The sequence below is a fragment of the Microcoleus sp. N9_B4 genome, assembly GCF_036701635.1.
Taxonomy (GTDB): domain Bacteria; phylum Cyanobacteriota; class Cyanobacteriia; order Cyanobacteriales; family Microcoleaceae; genus Microcoleus.
In genome coordinates, this window is the sequence record NZ_JAUBRC010000031.1 from 14,538 (window position 1) to 31,384 (window position 16,847).

11 protein-coding genes are annotated in these 16,847 nt (G+C 45.8%); 8 read left to right on the top strand and 3 right to left on the bottom strand.

What is annotated here, in order from left to right; genetic code table 11:
• Positions 1-9: 9 nt before the first annotated feature.
• The 7 genes from QUA43_RS20060 (at position 10) to QUA43_RS20090 (ending at position 10,248) form a co-directional block, all read left to right on the top strand.
• Complete coding sequence (locus QUA43_RS20060; RefSeq protein ID WP_333376056.1) at positions 10-336, top strand: DUF433 domain-containing protein; 327 nt, start codon at positions 10-12, stop codon at positions 334-336.
• Between the two features lie 3 nt (positions 337-339).
• A complete protein-coding gene (locus QUA43_RS20065; RefSeq protein ID WP_333376057.1) occupies positions 340-681 on the top strand; it encodes a DUF5615 family PIN-like protein in 342 nt (113 codons plus the stop codon).
• Between the two features lie 101 nt (positions 682-782).
• Positions 783-3,500: a protein-arginine deiminase family protein gene (locus QUA43_RS20070; RefSeq protein ID WP_333376058.1), complete on the top strand. Its 2,718-nt coding sequence runs from the start codon at positions 783-785 to the stop codon at positions 3,498-3,500.
• Positions 3,501-3,828: 328 nt separating this feature from the next.
• Positions 3,829-4,740: a hypothetical protein gene (locus QUA43_RS20075; protein ID WP_333376059.1), complete on the top strand. Its 912-nt coding sequence runs from the start codon at positions 3,829-3,831 to the stop codon at positions 4,738-4,740.
• 83 nt (positions 4,741-4,823) lie between these two features.
• Positions 4,824-7,799 carry an L-glutamate gamma-semialdehyde dehydrogenase gene (pruA, locus tag QUA43_RS20080; protein ID WP_333376060.1) on the top strand — a complete coding sequence of 992 codons (2,976 nt, stop codon included), beginning with the start codon at positions 4,824-4,826 and terminating at the stop codon, positions 7,797-7,799.
• A gap of 125 nt (positions 7,800-7,924) precedes the next feature.
• Positions 7,925-9,595: a glycosyltransferase family 39 protein gene (locus QUA43_RS20085; RefSeq protein WP_333376061.1), complete on the top strand. Its 1,671-nt coding sequence runs from the start codon at positions 7,925-7,927 to the stop codon at positions 9,593-9,595.
• Positions 9,596-9,768: 173 nt separating this feature from the next.
• A complete protein-coding gene (locus QUA43_RS20090) occupies positions 9,769-10,248 on the top strand; it encodes a hypothetical protein (protein WP_333035252.1) in 480 nt (159 codons plus the stop codon).
• A gap of 436 nt (positions 10,249-10,684) precedes the next feature.
• On the opposite strand, the gene QUA43_RS20095 is transcribed toward QUA43_RS20090, so the two are convergent.
• Complete coding sequence (locus QUA43_RS20095) at positions 10,685-12,730, bottom strand: S8 family serine peptidase (protein ID WP_333376062.1); 2,046 nt, start codon at positions 12,728-12,730, stop codon at positions 10,685-10,687.
• Positions 12,731-13,183: 453 nt separating this feature from the next.
• Here QUA43_RS20095 and QUA43_RS20100 point away from each other — a divergent pair, with 453 nt between their 5' ends.
• The gene (locus QUA43_RS20100; RefSeq protein ID WP_333376063.1) at positions 13,184-14,230 is read left to right on the top strand and encodes a UPF0104 family protein; all 1,047 of its coding nucleotides are present in this window, start codon (positions 13,184-13,186) and stop codon (positions 14,228-14,230) included.
• A gap of 122 nt (positions 14,231-14,352) precedes the next feature.
• Here the strand turns inward: QUA43_RS20100 and QUA43_RS20105 are convergent, their stop codons facing one another.
• Both QUA43_RS20105 and QUA43_RS20110 read right to left on the bottom strand, forming a co-directional pair.
• Positions 14,353-15,102 carry an amino acid ABC transporter ATP-binding protein gene (locus QUA43_RS20105; RefSeq protein ID WP_333376064.1) on the bottom strand — a complete coding sequence of 250 codons (750 nt, stop codon included), beginning with the start codon at positions 15,100-15,102 and terminating at the stop codon, positions 14,353-14,355.
• On the bottom strand, positions 15,068-16,531 hold the full coding sequence (locus QUA43_RS20110) for an ABC transporter substrate-binding protein/permease (RefSeq protein WP_333376065.1): 1,464 nt from the start codon (positions 16,529-16,531) through the stop codon (positions 15,068-15,070). Before QUA43_RS20110 ends, QUA43_RS20105 begins: the two co-directional genes overlap by 35 nt.
• Positions 16,532-16,847 lie beyond the last annotated feature (316 nt).

Genomic DNA, 16,847 nt, shown 5'->3' on the forward strand with positions numbered 1-16,847 from the left:
TAGCAAACTATGACACTGAAAGAATTAGAAAAACAACTCCTTGCCTTAACTCCCGCTGAAAAAACTCAGGCAATACAGCTATTAGTCCAAAGTTTAAGCAATACTTGGCAAGGAATCGAAAAAACTCCCGGCGTGTGTGGTGGTAGGGCTTGTATTGCGGGGACTCGTATCCCTGTTTGGGTAATGGTTGAAGCTCGTCGTATAGGATATAGTGAAGCCGATTTGCTAGAAAATTATCCCACTATTAGTGCGGCGGATCTGGCAAATACCTGGGCTTATGCTGATGCCTATTCTGATGAAATTGAACTGGCAATCCGAGAAAATGAGGAAGCCTAAAACATGGCGCGTTTATATTCAGATGAGCAATACCCAATAGCTGTTGTCAGAATTCTGCGAACTCTCGGTCACGATGTTTTAACTGTTCAAGAAGCAGGAAATGCTGGACTTAAAATTCCTGACGATCGAGTATTAGAATTTGCAACGAGTGATTCTCGATCGGTGTTAACACTCAATCGGCAAGATTTCATCCGACTGCATCGCATCCAACCTAATCATTCTGGTATTATTACCTGCACTAACGATCGCAACTGGGAAAGGTTGGCATCACGTATTGATGAATCTATTTTGGCTGAAGAAACATTGACTGGCAAATTGATTCGGGTAATACGTCCCCAAAGCTGAAAAAAAGCCACTCGCCCTTCCCCACCTCACAACCTTATAATTAAATCCCCCATTGCTCCCAATATTAGGTAGAATTATTGGCGTGTCTGAGGATAAACTATATGCGCTGGGTTCGATATATTGCGATCGCGATCGTCAATGGTTTCGGTGTCGTCATCGGTATTATTTGGGTTGCAGTCCCCACAACAGTGGCTCAACCTTCCCTAAACTACCAACTCGCACTCTCTGCGCGACAGCCAGACGGCGAAACTCCGCAATCCCTTTCCGAACTCTACAAATTGCGCGATCGGCTGAAAGTACAATTAGATAACCTTGCCAAAACTTCCGACAGCGCCCCGTTTCCTGCAGAACTTTGGAAATCAGCAATCAACCGCCAGCAATCCCAAACTCTGACGCAGCAACTCCAAAACGTTCAAAGTCAGATTCAAATAGAAGAAAGAGCCAAATATAATTGGGACGATGCTGCTAAATTAGCCGCCCAAGCAGTCTTAATTGGACGCACTTCTAATCCTTCTTCTGCTACTTGGGAAGAGTCCCAGCGGCTGTGGCAGTTGGCTATCAATACGCTGCGACTCATTCCTCACGATTCTTTTTTGGCTGATGGGGCGATCGACAAAACCATCGAATACCAAGGAAATCTCAGTGTCGCTACCTATGAAATGCAAGTTGCACGTTCTGTTGAGAAAATTAGAGCTGAGGAAGAAGAGATAAGAGAGCGAGCCCGCAAAGAGCAAGAGAAAAAAGAATTTGCTCGTCGAGAAATAGAGAGAAAAGAGCAAGAGAAAAAAGACCGGGCTCGTAAAGAACTTGAAAGGCAAGAGTTTGAAAAGCAAGAATTAGCCCGTAAAGAACTTGAAAGGCAAGAACTAGCCCGTAAAGAACTTGAAAGGCAAGAGTTTGAAAAGCAAGAATTAGCCCGTAAAGAACTTGAAAGGCAAGAGTTTGAAAGGCAAGAGTTAGCCCGTAAAGAACTTGAAAGGCAAGAATTAGCTCGTAAAGAAGTTGAAAGACAAGAACTTGAAAGGCAAGAATTAGCCCGTAAAGAAGTTGAAAGACAAGAACTTGAAAGGCAAGAGTTAGCCCGTAAAGAAATTGAAAGACAAGAACTTGAAAGGCAAGAGTTAGCCAGACAAGAATTAGCCAGACAAGAACTTGAAAGACAAGAGTTAGAGAGAAATCAGCAAGCAACTTCTCAACCAACTCCTGAATCAACTGCAACACCAACTCCCGCCCCAGTTACGCCTGCTGCGTCCCCGTCGAACTTTTTGTTTGTGGGAGATACTAACAGAGATGGGCAAATTAACCAGCAAGACGAAGCGGGAAAAGAACAATGGTCTTTGTCCAAGGGCGCGCTAATTGTATTTAACGATCGCAATAACGAGCGCGGCAAGATACCGACTTGGAAACAAACCAAAGTTAGCGCTCCCCGCCGTGCAGCAATGCTTTCTCAAGTTAACTTAACACTGTCTGAAAGCTTTAAAACCTCTCAGTTATTTATCACGGCTGACAGCATTGCTAGCCCTCACATCAGCGTTTTTCAGAAGACGGGCGACGGCTGGCAACCTGTAGATATATCCGGTGCTAAACCTCTAGTTTTCAGCACGAATATTGTTTTAGGTGTCGAAGCAAAACAATTTGCCGATCGCAATTGGAACGGCACTGTTAATCTCAAAGCAACTGCCCAAAACAACGGTCAAGAAATCGCCTCCACAACAATCCAAATGGGCGTTAGTCCTTGGATGATAGCGCCCAATACAGCACCAGTAACCGAAGTTCAGGTCAGCGACAGAGGCGCGGTAAACAGCGAATTTATCTCCCAACTGAAACAAGCAGTAGAACCCACGGGCGCTAAAGTAAAAATTCTCCAGGGCGATCGCACTTGGATGCAAGATACCCAGAAAAACGGATACGTTCAACTCCCCGAAAATTCCGAAATACGCCAGTTTAATGTAGCCCTAAAAAGCAATAACGAACAAGAGAACAACCCGCCTGTTAAATCAAGTCAAGACCGGGATTTGAAAGTAGTAAAAATTGGCAATCCTCGTTCTTTAGACCCCGTAAGTCAGTGGTCTGACGGATACGGCAATTTGCAGGTGACACCGCCGATTCCCGGACACCCAATGGGTCGAGTTTATTACGGGAATTCTGGAAATGCTAGTTTTAATCCAGAGGTACTTGATTTTATTCAAGCTCAGAGAATTCAAGGGCCACCAGTGGATATTGATACTTCTTGGCTTTTGACTCGCCAAGTCGATGAAATTATCAATTTTATTCCCACTCAAACTCCCGGACAATATGTAATGGCGATCGCCAGTCCCGAAGCCGGAGTTAAGCTGTTGGAAGAATTGGAGGGAAGAGGTTACGGCGATGTGGGGATCAATCGTGGTTTGAGCACTCAAACAACTGTCAGCGCCGCCTTGAAAAACCGTGCTTTAATTCAACACAATCTCTATTTGCAAAAGCAGAAACTTAATCCGATTATAGAGAAGTTGAAAAGAGAGTTTTTACTCGGAGACGACCAAATTATTCAAGTTCCAGTGATGTTTGGCTACAGCGGTTATGCTTGGTGGCCAAATATGGTCAATTCGGTGCCAGTTAACGGCAAGTTGTTAGTTTCAAATCCGCGCGGGCCAATGATTGAGGGGGTAGATTACACTCAGGAAAGATTGCGCCAACTGCTGCTTCCTGCTGGCGTCAGCGTTAGTTTTCTGGATGACAGGTATTATCAAGAATTGAAAGGAAACGTGCAGTCGGCGACGAATACTGTGAGGAAGCCTGAAGAGCGGCCTTTTTGGCAGTCTTTGCCTAATAATTACTAATGGGTAATTCGTAATGAGGAATGGGTAATTGGGAATTGGGAATGGGTAATTTGTAGGGGCGGGTTCACCAACAATACGCGCCTGTAACGAACAATCTCATAAACCCGCCCCCACCCAACGGTAAATCGCTAACTAATATCATGGCAGGTTTGTATGCAGATTAACAATCTTCCTTCTAACTTTTGCCTAAAGCTCGATAATTAATCCGTGTATCCGTGTCAAAATCCGTGTCGTGCCTTCTTCCTTATGCTAGATAATTTCAGTGCAGGCGATCGCACCAGTAACGTAAAATGTCTAAAAGCGGTCTTTGTAAAATAAATTTAGCCCCATGAGCGACGAACAGGAAAAAAAACAAATTTTGACTCAGCCACCGGAAACAATTTCCACTGCCAGTGATGAGTTCGAGCGCAGTGAAATTGCCAGTGTTGATTCAACTTCCGCACCAGCAGAAACTCCCGCAGAAATTGCCACGCCCGAAGATATTTCAGCGCCAATCGACGAGGCCGAAACAATTCCCGTTACCGCCGATAATACGTCGGAAACAACACAACTTGCAAGTTATCCGCCTCCAACAATTCCAACTGCCAACCCCGAACCAAAACCAGCCCGCTCGTGGCAAATCTTAGCAGTTTTTCTCAGCGGAATGTTAGTCGGTTCCGTCCTTAGTCTCGGCAGTTTGCTAGGGTGGAGAATGTATCAGGAAAGAACGAACCTTCAAATCAAACTACCCGCTGACGTACCCCTCCCCGAAAGCCCTCCAACCGTCGCCACAGCGCCCGTCAACCGCAGGCCCGGACTTCCCCCAGCCCCTGGAAATGGACGGCCCCCCACATTCCCTCCGTCGCCCCGTCCCACTCAAATACCCTCTGTGTCTGGCGTTCCGCAACTTGCTTCGCCGTCACCGTCGCCGTTGCCTTCTCCTTCTCCCGCTGCGGTTGAAACCCCTGTAACCGAGCGAGTTTACTTTCAAGCTGGTGCTACGGGAACTACTCTGAGCAATAGTTTGCGAGCCAACATATCCAGGCGCTACTTACTGGAGTGCAATAGCGGCCAAAGCATGACAATTAATGTTCAAGAAGGTCAAGTTAGCGCCGCAATTATTGCTCCTAACGGTGAAAAGTTAGGTACTGCTGACAGCGCAGGTCAGTGGCAAGGTCAACTAGCGAGTAGCGGCGATTATACTATTGAAATTTCAGGCGATCGCCAAGCAAACTACCAAGTTAAGATTGAAGTCAAATAGCAACTATAATTGTATCAGGGGGTAGTTACAAAATATATAAGCCCCCCTGTTGCTAATTACAAATTACCAATTACTTATTACCAATGATCGCACAAGTATCTGAAAACATCTACGAAGCAAAAACTCAGGAAATTGCCAAAGAAATCCTGAAGGCAACTCAAGACAAAAAGCGATCTTTTTTCGGTCAACTGCAAGACCAAATGCGCTGGGACGACAAACTAATGGATTGGGCGATGGCTAGCCCCGGACTGCGGGTGCAATTGTTTCGATTTATTGACTGTTTGCCGGCCCTCCGCAGCAAGCCGGAAATTGCCCGCCACCTGCAAGAATACCTGACGGCCCAAGAGGTAGAATTGCCCGAAGCTTTGAAAAAATTGCTCAATTTTACTAACGCTGATTCGATTCCTGGACAATTGGCTGCGACGACGGTTGCGCCTGCGGTGGAAACTTTGGCGCACAAGTATATTTCTGGGGAAAATATCAAGCAGGTAGTTAAAACTTTAGAGCGACTTCGCAAAGATAAAATGGGTTTTACAGTTGACCTTTTGGGGGAAGCTGTAATCACTGAAGCTGAGGCGCAAATTTATCTTAACCGCTATTTGGAATTGATGGCTGAACTCGCCAATGCAGCCAAGAATTGGCCGCAGGTAGATGCAATTGACAAAGCAGACGGCGAAACTCTGCCACGAGTGCAAGTATCGGTAAAGTTAACGGCTTTTTATTCTCAGTTTGACCCTTTGGATGCTAAAGGTAGCGAGGAGAAAGTAAGCGAGAGAATTCGCCTGTTACTGCGTCGCGCGCAGGAATTGGGCGCGGCCGTTCATTTCGATATGGAACAGTATGCTTACAAGAGTTTGACTCTGAGCATTCTCAAAGACTTATTGTTAGAGGAAGAGTTTCGCAGTCGCACGGATATTGGAATTACATTGCAAGCATATTTGCGCGACAGTGCTCAAGATTTGCGAAACCTGATTTCCTGGGCAAAAAAACGCGGAAATCCGGTAACAGTACGTCTGGTAAAAGGCGCTTACTGGGATCAGGAAACTATCAAAGCGATGCAGAAAGATTGGCCGCAGCCGGTCTACAATGACAAAGTTGCTACCGATGCTAATTTCGAGCAGATGACGCAGTTGCTGCTAGAAAATCACGAATATTTGTATGCAGCTATTGGCAGTCATAATGTACGATCGCAAGCGAAGGCGATCGCCATTGCCGAAACTCTCAATATACCGCGCCGCCGCTTTGAAATGCAAGTGCTGTATGGCATGGGCGACAAATTGGCTAAGCTTTTGGTCGATCGGGGTTATCGCGTCCGAGTCTACTGCCCCTACGGCGACTTATTGCCGGGAATGGCTTATTTGATCCGCCGTTTGCTGGAAAATACCGCCAACAGTTCTTTCATCCGGCAAAGTTCTGAAGAAATGCCGATCGAACAATTGTTAGCCGCGCCCGTTGCTAACGGAAATGACCAGCTAGTTTACAGCAAAGTATTTCCCAACGTTGCCGATACCGACTACGCCAATACCAAATTGCGGCAACAAGCAGAAACAGCCATCAAATCAGTGCGCGCCAACTTAGGTAAAACCTATTTACCGCTAATTAATGGCGAATACCAAAATACTGAAGCAACCGTTAACTCTCTTAACCCTTCCAATCCCACAGAAGTAGTCGGCACCATCGGATTGCTTTCCGAAGAACAGGCTAAACAAGCCATTGAAGCAGCAAAAGAAGCCTCCACCAGTTGGCGAAAAACCCCCGTCCGACAGCGCGCGGGCGTCCTCCGCAAAGCCGCAGAATTGATGGAACAGCGGCGGCACGAACTATCAGCTTGGATGGTGTTTGAAGTCGGCAAACCTGTCAGAGAATGCGATGCCGAAGTTTCCGAAGCTATTGATTTTTGTCGCTACTACGCCGACGAAATGGAACGGTTAGAACAAGGAAAAAATTACGACATCCCCGGAGAAACTAACCGCTACAGCTATCAGCCGCGCGGCATTTCTTTAATCATTTCGCCTTGGAATTTTCCCCTCGCAATTCCCGTTGGCATGACAGTTGCCTCCCTAGTTGCTGGAAATTGTACTTTGCTCAAGCCTGCGGAAGTTTCCTCAGTAATTGCAGCGAAAATAGCTGAAATATTGCTAGAAGCCGGAATCCCCAAAGGCGTATTTCAATACGTGCCTTGCAAAGGTTCAACCGTCGGCGCTTACATGGTGAAACACCCCGACGTTCACATGATTACTTTCACCGGTTCTCAGGAAGTTGGCTGTCAGATTTATGCCGATGCCGCGATTTTGCAGCCGGGACAAAAACACTTGAAACGAGTAATTGCGGAAATGGGCGGTAAGAATGCAATTATTGTCGATGAAAGTGCGGATTTAGACCAAGCAGTTGCAGGCGTAGTTTATTCGGCATTTGGATACAGCGGCCAAAAATGTTCCGCTTGTTCGCGAGTAATTGTGGTTGAATCGGTGTACGATAATTTTGTGGCAAGATTGGTAGAAGCGACGCGATCGCTCAATGTCGGCGCAGCAGAAAATCCCGGCACTCAAGTCGGCCCTGTGATCGATGCAAATGCCCATTCGCGCATCCGCGAATACATCGAAACAGGCCGCGCCGAAGCTAAGATAGCTTTAGAAATGCCGGCACCGGAAACCGGTTATTTTGTCGGCCCAGTCATTGTTACCGAAGTATCGCCGACAGCAACTCTCGCCCAAGAAGAAATTTTCGGCCCGGTTTTGTCGGTGATTCGGGCAAAGAATTTCAGCGAAGCGATTGTTATTGCTAACGGCACGAATTTTGCTTTAACCGGCGGATTGTATTCTCGCACGCCTTCGCATATCGATCGAGCCGCATCCGATTTTGAAGTCGGAAACCTGTACATCAATCGCGGAATTACCGGGGCTGTGGTATCGCGGCAACCCTTCGGAGGATTCAAACTTTCGGGAGTTGGTTCTAAAGCGGGTGGCCCGGATTATTTGCTGCAATTCCTCGAACCCCGCACAATAACCGAAAATATTCAGCGGCAGGGTTTTGCGCCGATTGAAGGAGTCGATGATTAATCATTCCTTTGTTCGTAGTGAGGACTTCAGTCCTCTCTCTGGCTGTTAAGTTAGTAGGGTGCGTAAGCGCGCACCTTACTGGTGGGGTAACAGAAAAAATTTGTGCCAGATTAGCTAGTTATAAAATGGAATCTACGACTGATCGCGATCGACTAAATTCTCACAACCCTTCAGTTGACAAGTGGCTGCGATTTTTAATTATCGCCGTATTAGTCATCGGCATTTTATTTCGCTTCGCCAATCTCGATCGCAAATTTTACTGGATCGACGAAACCTATACTTCTTTGAGAGTTTCTGGCTACACCGAAGTCGAAATAATCAAAGAAATTACGTACCAGAAAATAACCTCGCCTGCGGATTTACAAAAATATCAGCAGATAAATTCCGAAAAAACTTTAAGGGATACACTGAATTCTTTAGCAACAGAAGACCCCCACCACCCGCCGCTGTATTATGTACTAGCGCGATATTGGGCGCAATGGTTCGGCAGTTCCGTTGCAGCAATGAGAAGTTTAGCGGCCGTGATTAGCCTGCTAGTATTTCCCGCAATTTATTGGCTGGCTTGGGAGTTATTTGAATCTTCAGCCGTAGCGTGGATGGCGATCGCACTTTTCGCAATTTCTCCCTACCACATCCTATTTGCCCAAGAAGCAAGACAGTACAGTTTGTGGACATTAACTACTATTTTATCCAGTGCAGCCTTGCTGCGAGCAATGCGTCCTAACGAAAATCAAAATGCTTTCGCCCTCGTTCTTTCCTGGGCGCTTTATGCAGGCACAGCAACACTGGGATTGTACACCCACTTGTTATTTGTCTGCGTCGCTGCCGCCCACGCAATCTACGTCGCAGTTATTGCCAACTGGCGCGATGTGAAAACATTCATTTCCTATTATGTAGCCTCTTTAATCGCTTTGATCTGCTTCATGCCTTCCCTCGTAAATACTGTAGAAAACTTCAATCAAGTTAGAAGCACAACAGCATGGGCAGAACAAACAAATTTCTTAAGATTAGTCAGCAGGTGGGTTGGTTCCATCACCATAGCATTTTTTGATATTGGCATTGATGGAACCGCCAACGCCACACAACTAGCCTTGCTAATTCCTGTTGGGATTATGATTCTAGCTTTAGTCGGCTATGCCCTTTATTATCTATGCCGACAAACACCAAAGCGAGTGTGGTTGATTGTATTGTTATTAATTGCAACAACTGCTTTGTTTTTAGCAGTGCCTGATATAATCAAGGGTGGAAGGCGATCGGGAAATCCGCGCTATTTAGTTCCTTGTTATGTGGGAATTCAGCTAGCAGTGGCTTACCTGCTGTCTGCGAAAATTAGTAACAATTTGGAGAAGTTCAAACAGCAAAAACTGTGGAAAATAGTTATAGTGGCAGTTTTTTCCGCAGGTATTATATCCGGTGGAGTTAGTTCTCAAGCAGATATTTGGTGGAATAAAGGCAGCGGTTGGTTGGGTGCCTTGGAAGTAGCTGGGACTGTCAATCAAGCCAGCAATCCCCTATTTATCAGCGATGCAAATATTGCATATATCATGCCTTTAAGTTATTACCTAGAACCAAAAGTCAAACTGCTAATAGAACCCCGCTGTTACACTTCTTGCTACAAAAATCGAGAATTGGCCAAGAAAAAACCCCAACCCCCGCAAATTCCCGCCGGTTTCGATGAGTTGTTTTTATACCGACCCTCCTCTACTTTGCGATCGGCAATTCAGCAACAAAACTATCAAATAGATCCGGCTGACACCAATGTCGAGCTTAATCTATGGAAACTTACCAAGAAATAATCTAAAACATTAAGCCAAAAAACACGGGTTTGCTGCCAAAAAATGTCTTGTTCACTGCGACATACTGGCCATAAACGGCATTTGTGGAAGTATGTCGCAAGTAGAGTTCGATAGGTTTGCTTTTCGTGGTAAGCTAAAAGTTAAGAATAAAAAAATAACATCAAAAATCTCAAATGACAGTCACTGAAACCTCCAACATTCGTAAACTGCTGTGTGATCCAGACTTAGGGCTGATCCCTCACCTAGAAAAGTGCCTGAAAGATTTGCACTCATCTGCGATCGCCAGTGGAGAGAAATTCAAGGTAGAACCTTACGATATAGAACTCAAAAGCTGCCACACCCAGAAGCATCCCAACGACCAAAAACCCCTCGTTACCCAGTCAGTGTTAATAAAAGTTCCCCTGACTGGGAAAGTTGAAGACAAGATGCACCTCTATCTAATCGCAACTGAGTTGCAGAACCAAATCGACTTCAAAATTATCGACTGGAGTGCCTTAGAACGCCGCCAATACGATATTCAGGGCATCCCCTTAAAGCAGCCGATCACCAAAATAGACGGCCAGATGAATTACGAGTTAGTATTCGATCGACCAAGCTACTGCTGCATCACCCTGTGCCGCCAATTTGACTTAACTTACGCCGCCAATTTTTAATTGGGCTTGTAGTGGCGGGTTTCACCAACAATATTTAGGTTAATTAACAATCTATAAAACCCGCCCCTATCCCACGGTAAACCCCTTGTACATTTTTCGCATTCAATACAAATCAATGTTGATGTAGATTGTTAGTTGTGTGGGGGCGGGTTTATGTAGATTTAACTGGTTCCCAAGCTCTGCCTGGGAACCGATGTCACTCTTGCTCTGCCTCGGCTGCGACAATGGAGGCAGAGCCTCCGGATATGCGTTACCAGGCAGAGCCTGGTAACGAGTATAATCATTTAGGATTGCTATAGATTCTTAGTTGTGTGGGGGCGGGTTTATGTAGATTGTTAGTAGCAATTCTATATTGTTGGTGAAACCCGCCCCGAGGAAATTTGGTAACAGTATGTCAAGCCAATTACCAATTACCAATTACCAATTATCAATTAATTCAAACCGCTCGATTCGCAGTTTCCGCAAGAATCCTCTTAATATCAGCAGGAGTCAGACTCGGATTAGCTTGCAACATCAAAGCTACCACGCCGGATACTTGTGGCACTCCCATGGAAGTACCCGCAAAATATCGATAGGGAATCCCCGGTTGAGAAAGCGGCACAGTTGAATAAACATCACCAGAATCCGCCCTGCCACCGTCGCCGCCCGGAGCAACAAAATAATTAATAGTCTCCCCACCCGCCCGGTTAGAATAATCTGCAAACAAGCCATTTCGGGTAACACCACCGACAGCAATTCCTACCTCATTGGCAAACCGAGCCGGATAATCTACTTGTGGGCGAGCATCATTTCCCGCCGCCGAAATCACGATCGCGCCTTGAGCTTCAGCCGCTCGAATCGCATCCAATTCTTGAGCATTCAACTGTAGGCCGCCCAAACTCACATTAATAATCTTCGCTCCATTTGCCACCGCATAATTAATCGCATTAATTTCATCCCTAATTTTACCTACCCCTGCCCGATCGAGTATTTTCAAAGGCATAATTTTCGCAGTCGGAGCCGTTCCAGTAATCCCAACCCCATCTTTTTTCGCAGCAACTAAACCCGATATATGAGTGCCGTGATTGTTATCATCCATCGGGTCATTATCGTTATTGACAAAATCCCACCCTCGGAAATCGTCCACAAAGCCATTGTTGTCATCATCAACCCCGTTGCTAGCTTTATTGCGACCGATCGCATCAACACCAGTTTCCCCCGCATTACTCCAAATATTCCCCGTCAAATCCGGGTGATTGTAGTCAACTCCGCTATCGATAACTGCCACCACAATTCCGTCTCCAGTCAACCCCTGGGCCCAAACCTCTGGAGCTTTAATTAAATCTCTGCCCCACTCGTCTCCGCCCAAGTCGGCAACATCAGGAAAAGTTGCAGTACCTTGAGCTTTAGCAACTGCCGCCGCTGCATTCACCAAACCAAACCCAAAACGAGAGTCAAAACCCGGCAAGTTGCTCGGATTGTTAGGAGAAACAGTTGCAGGGGTTGCAGACAGATTGAGGGAGAAATTTGTACTGCCTTGGTATTGATAAACTCGGACAAAGTAAGTTCCTGCGGCTAAACCGTTGATGTCGATCGACTCAGGCGATAAATTCGGTTGTTGAGAAGAAGCAATAATATCGGTGAAGTCAATAGAATTGTCGCCGTTAATATCTTTAATTAGAGCAACATCAACATCTGCCGTCAAACCGCTGACAGTTAATTTAAAGTCGCTAGTTGCAGGCAAAGTAAAGCGGTAAAGGCCGTCTGGCCGGGCGTTGCTAACCGAGTCTGCGATCGTTTGAGTGCCGCCCAAAACGCCTAAATCGCGAGCTTGATCCAGTTGGTTGCCCAATACGGTAGTTGCAGAGATGAATGTATTGGCGAGGTCTTGTGGAGATGCGTTGGCTACCAAGCCTAAAATAGCATTGGATTGGCGAATTTTAATTAATGTATTGGAAATACCGGGGGCGATCGATATTTCTTCGAGAATCAAGTCAGCTTCGGTAAGATTGTCAGTCAGTCCGATCGAATCCACAAAACTGTTAAAGTCAGTAATCACGTCTGCAGCAGCGGGATCGGAGACTGCGGAGTTGCTGCGGAGGACAAAGGTATCTGGGCCCAAACCCCCTGTCAGCATATCTTTGCCCCCATCGCCCACTAAAACGTCGCTGCCGTCGCCGCCGTTGAGGGCGTCATCTCCCTTACCTCCCTGCAAGGTATCGCTGCCGGCATCGCCAAACAGGAAGTCGGCGCCGACACCACCGTTAAGCAAATCGTTGTCTGCGCCCCCTAACAGCGTATCGGAATTGCCACCGCCGAGAATGCGATCGTTACCATTATCACCGCTGATGCGATCGGCATCCGACGAACCGACAATAAAATCGTTGCCGCCGAGGGCAAAAAATCCGTTAGGATAAGGAGTCAAAAAGCCCGGAGTCAAGGCGAAACTATTGGGGCTATCATCTAAAAGATAGGAAAGACCGTCAGGGCTCGGGCCGGGCATAGAAATGTACTCCTAGCGAGGTATATGGATCTAAATTTTAGATTTTAAATTTAATTTTGTGGTTAAGAAGGCCCTAAATAGTCTGTAAGGCGGGCATTACGGACTGTCTGTAGAGGCCTGCATGGGTTAGGTTAAACTGAGATATTGCCCCATTCTCAATTACTTGTTTAGGAACAGGCTTTTCGGCCTGTTCCACAAAAATGTTGAGTTATTGTGGAACGGGCATCTTGCCCGTTTAGGAACAGGCTTTTCGGCCTGTTCCACAAAAATGTTGAGTTATTGTGGAACGGGCATCTTGCCCGTTCTTGACAATGGTGCAACATCTCAGGTTAAACAGATTTATTCCGTCATATCATGCCGTGTAAATCAACCACAATTCCGCCTTAGCTCATCTAAAATATAAAATCTAAAACAGTATAACTTAATCCCAAATTCAAAAATCGGGATCAGAAAATGGGAAAACAACACTTGCATCGAATTCAGAATTTTTTAAATCTCGCGAAATCGCATTTAAAGCCTTATTTGCGCTATTTGATTTTGGGCGGGACGTTTTTATTTATTGCCAAAGCTTTTTTAACTCACTGGCGAGAAGTGGCGAATATCCAAATTCGAGCCGAAAGTTTTCCGTTGCTGGCGATCGCCCTTGGCGTCACTTTATTTTCTCTAATTTTCGTCGGCTGGGTGTGGATGTTGATTTTGCGGGAATTCCGTCAACCTGTAACTGCCGCGTGGGCGATTCAAGTTTTTCTCAAAACTAATATTGCCAAGTATTTGCCGGGGAATATTTGGCATTTTTGGGGTAGAATATTGGACGCGAAAAAGGCAGGTATTTTTCCGAAAGCTGCTACTCTCAGCGTGTTGCTGGAACCGCTGCTGATGGCTTCTGCGGGCGTTTTGATTGGGTTGATTTGTTTTGACAAATTCAATTGGTTTTTGCGGATTTTCGGTTGTGCTGCTATTTTAACGGCGATTCATCCCCGAATTTTAAATCCGATCGTTCTCTTTGTGGAGCGGTTGAAGTTATCAAAGAATAATGGGGAAAATTCAAATACTGGGGAGGCGGCAGGGGAGGGACTGAATTTTCGTGTAGAGTCTAGCTCCAATCTAGCTAAAAAAATATCCAATGTCAAGTCCCGTCGCCAAATTAATTTGCCAATTAAACGCTATCCTTTAGTGCCGTTAATCGGACAAATGTGTTTTATCGGATTGCGGGGCTGCGGATTTTTGCTAACTGTAATGGTTTTAACTCCGGTGAACTTTAGCAATATTCCCAACTTGTTAGGTGCGTTTTGTTTTGCGTTTGTTGTCGGTTTAGTTGTGCCTGGTGCACCGGGGGGAATGGGAGTATTTGAAGCAACGGCGATCGCCCTGCTGTCCGATCGCTTTTCTACGGGTATAATTCTGGGTGCGGTGGCTTTGTATCGGATAATTAGCATTCTGGCGGATGTTTCGGGTGCCGCTTTGGCAAAGCTCGATCGCCAGCGCGATCGGCACCGTTAAAAACAGTAAAAAAAGGTGAATTTAAAACCGCATATTATCGTGATTGTAGGGTGCGGGGCTGAAAATGTGAGATTATGTGCGATCGAACTACAAACCTGTTTAATTGCGGATGCGATATCAGATTAAAGCATTTTTTCCAGAAATTGCTTGGCGCGATCGCACTTCGGGTTGCTAAAAAACTCCTGCGGCGGCACATCTTCCGCCACCTTTCCGCCATCCAAAAACAATATCCGGTGGGCGACTTCCCGCGCAAAACCCATTTCGTGAGTTACAATTGCCATTGTAATTCCCGTTTTCGTCAAAGCTTTCATTACATCTAACACTTCTTTAACCATTTCTGGATCGAGTGCAGAAGTCGGTTCGTCCATCAACAAAATCTCCGGTTCCATAGCCAAACAGCGGGCGATCGCCACCCGCTGTTTTTGTCCCCCCGAAAGCTTAGAAGGATAAACGTCCGCCTTATCTGACAAACCCACTTTTTCCAGCAATTCTAACCCCTTCAGACGCGCCTCATCCGATCCAACCTGCTTCACCTTTACAGGCGCATACATCACATTTTGCAGCACAGTCATGTGCGGGAACAAGTGGAAATGCTGAAAAACCATCCCCACTTTCTGGCGGATTTTCATAATATCTGCCTTCGGCAAAGTAATATCCACCCCGTCAATGTATATGTGTCCAGAAGTCGGAATTTCCAGTAAATTCAAACACCGCAAAAAAGTAGACTTGCCGCACCCCGAAGGGCCGATAATGGCAATTACTTCTCCTTTATGAATCTCAGTAGTTATCTCGCGCAAAACCTTAAGATTGCCAAAAGATTTATACAGGCGATCGACCTTAACTGCTACTTTGGAGTCTGCGTTCGAGTACATTGGCCCCCCAAGTTAAACTAAGCACCATCAAATAATAAATTGCGCCGACAAATATCAAAGGTTCAAAGTAAATATACTTTTCTGCTCCCACAATTGTAGCGCGGCGCAGCAAGTCTTCTACGCCAATTACTGAAACTAAAGCTGAATCCTTCAGCAAAGCAATACTTTCATTCACCAATGCAGGCAAAATATTTTTCAACGCTTGCGGCAAGATAATATCGCCCATCATCAGTTTGTAGGGAACCCCAAGGGATTCTGCGGCTTCTTTTTGACCTTTATCTACGGCTTGAATTCCCGCGCGGATTGTTTCGGAAATATAAGCCCCAGAATTCAGGAAAAAAGTAATGACGCCAGCTTGCAGCGCCGATATATTATAACCCGTAAGCTGCGGCGTTGCAAAATAAACTAAAGTCAACTGCAAAATTAGTGGCGTTCCTCGAAAAATAGAAGTATAAGCAGTACCGAACCAAGCCAGCGGTTTAATGCTAGAAATCTTAAACAGAGACAGCACAATTCCCCAGATAAATCCGAGAAATGCCGACAGCAAGGTAAAAGTTAGCGTTACCCAAAGCCCGGACAAAATATAAGGCAAACTCGGCAAGATTTTGCCAAAATCTAACCCGAACTTGGACGCTACCGCAGGCTGATTTGCTTGAGCAGGTTCTTGCGGAATCGGTCGAGAAAACCACTTAGTAGCTAGTTCCTTAATTTGACCGCTGGCTTTCATTTGTTGGAGGACTCGGTTGAATTCGGGAACTAATCTCGAACCTTTCGGAAAGGCGATCGCCGAACCGCTTTCTTCAGTATTCGGGATTGTGTTAAATTCCAAGTCCGGGTTCGCTGCAGCATAACCCGTAGCAACAGTATCCTCGATCACTCCCGCCGCGAGACGGTTCGATTTAATTTCTTGAATGATGTCAGGAATCCTATTCAGAGGCGCCAGTTGCACACCGGGCATTTTTTTCACAGCTTCCTGCTGAATGCTTCCGAGTTGAACGCCTACTTTTTTCCCGGCTAAATCTTCAGGTTTGGTCAAATTGCTGCCTTGATTGGCGACAATTGTATTTTGAGCTTCGTAGTAAAGGTCCGAAAAATCAACATTTTTTTTCCTTTCTGCTGTGGGCGTCATTCCAGCCATCACAAAATCGGCTCTTCCCGCCTGCAAAGCGGGAATTAAGCCGTTAAAATCCATGCCAACTACTTTCAGTTCGTAGCCTAATTTTTTAGTAATATATTTGGCAATATCGATGTCAAAACCGATGATTTCGTTGCCGCTAACAGCGGTATCTTTAAATTCATAGGGCGGGTAGTCTGGGGAAGTCGCGAGTGTTAAAGTCTTGTTGGCTTGGGCGTAGCTGGCGATCGCAATTAAACAAAGGGCGATCGCGATCGCCGCCGCCAACATTGATTTTAATTTTAAACGTTTCATATCGAACATTGTCCTACAAAATCCCCTTGCCAACAAATTATGCGAAACTTCACAATTATGTCACCACTCTAAAGATAGATAAGATGGGTAGGGTGCGTCAGGTTGGAGATTCTTAGTCAGCATAGAAAGTGTGATTCTGACGCACTATTTGTTGCAAAATGCGTTAGTTATGAAATTGTTGGTTTGTAGGAAAAATCATGCTAACTGACGCACGCTACTTAAAGTAAATCACGCTCCATACTTAATCCGTGTATCCGTGTCAATCCGTGTCGTGCCTGCCTTCTTCTCTAACATTTTAGAAGGTAAAGCTTGTCCG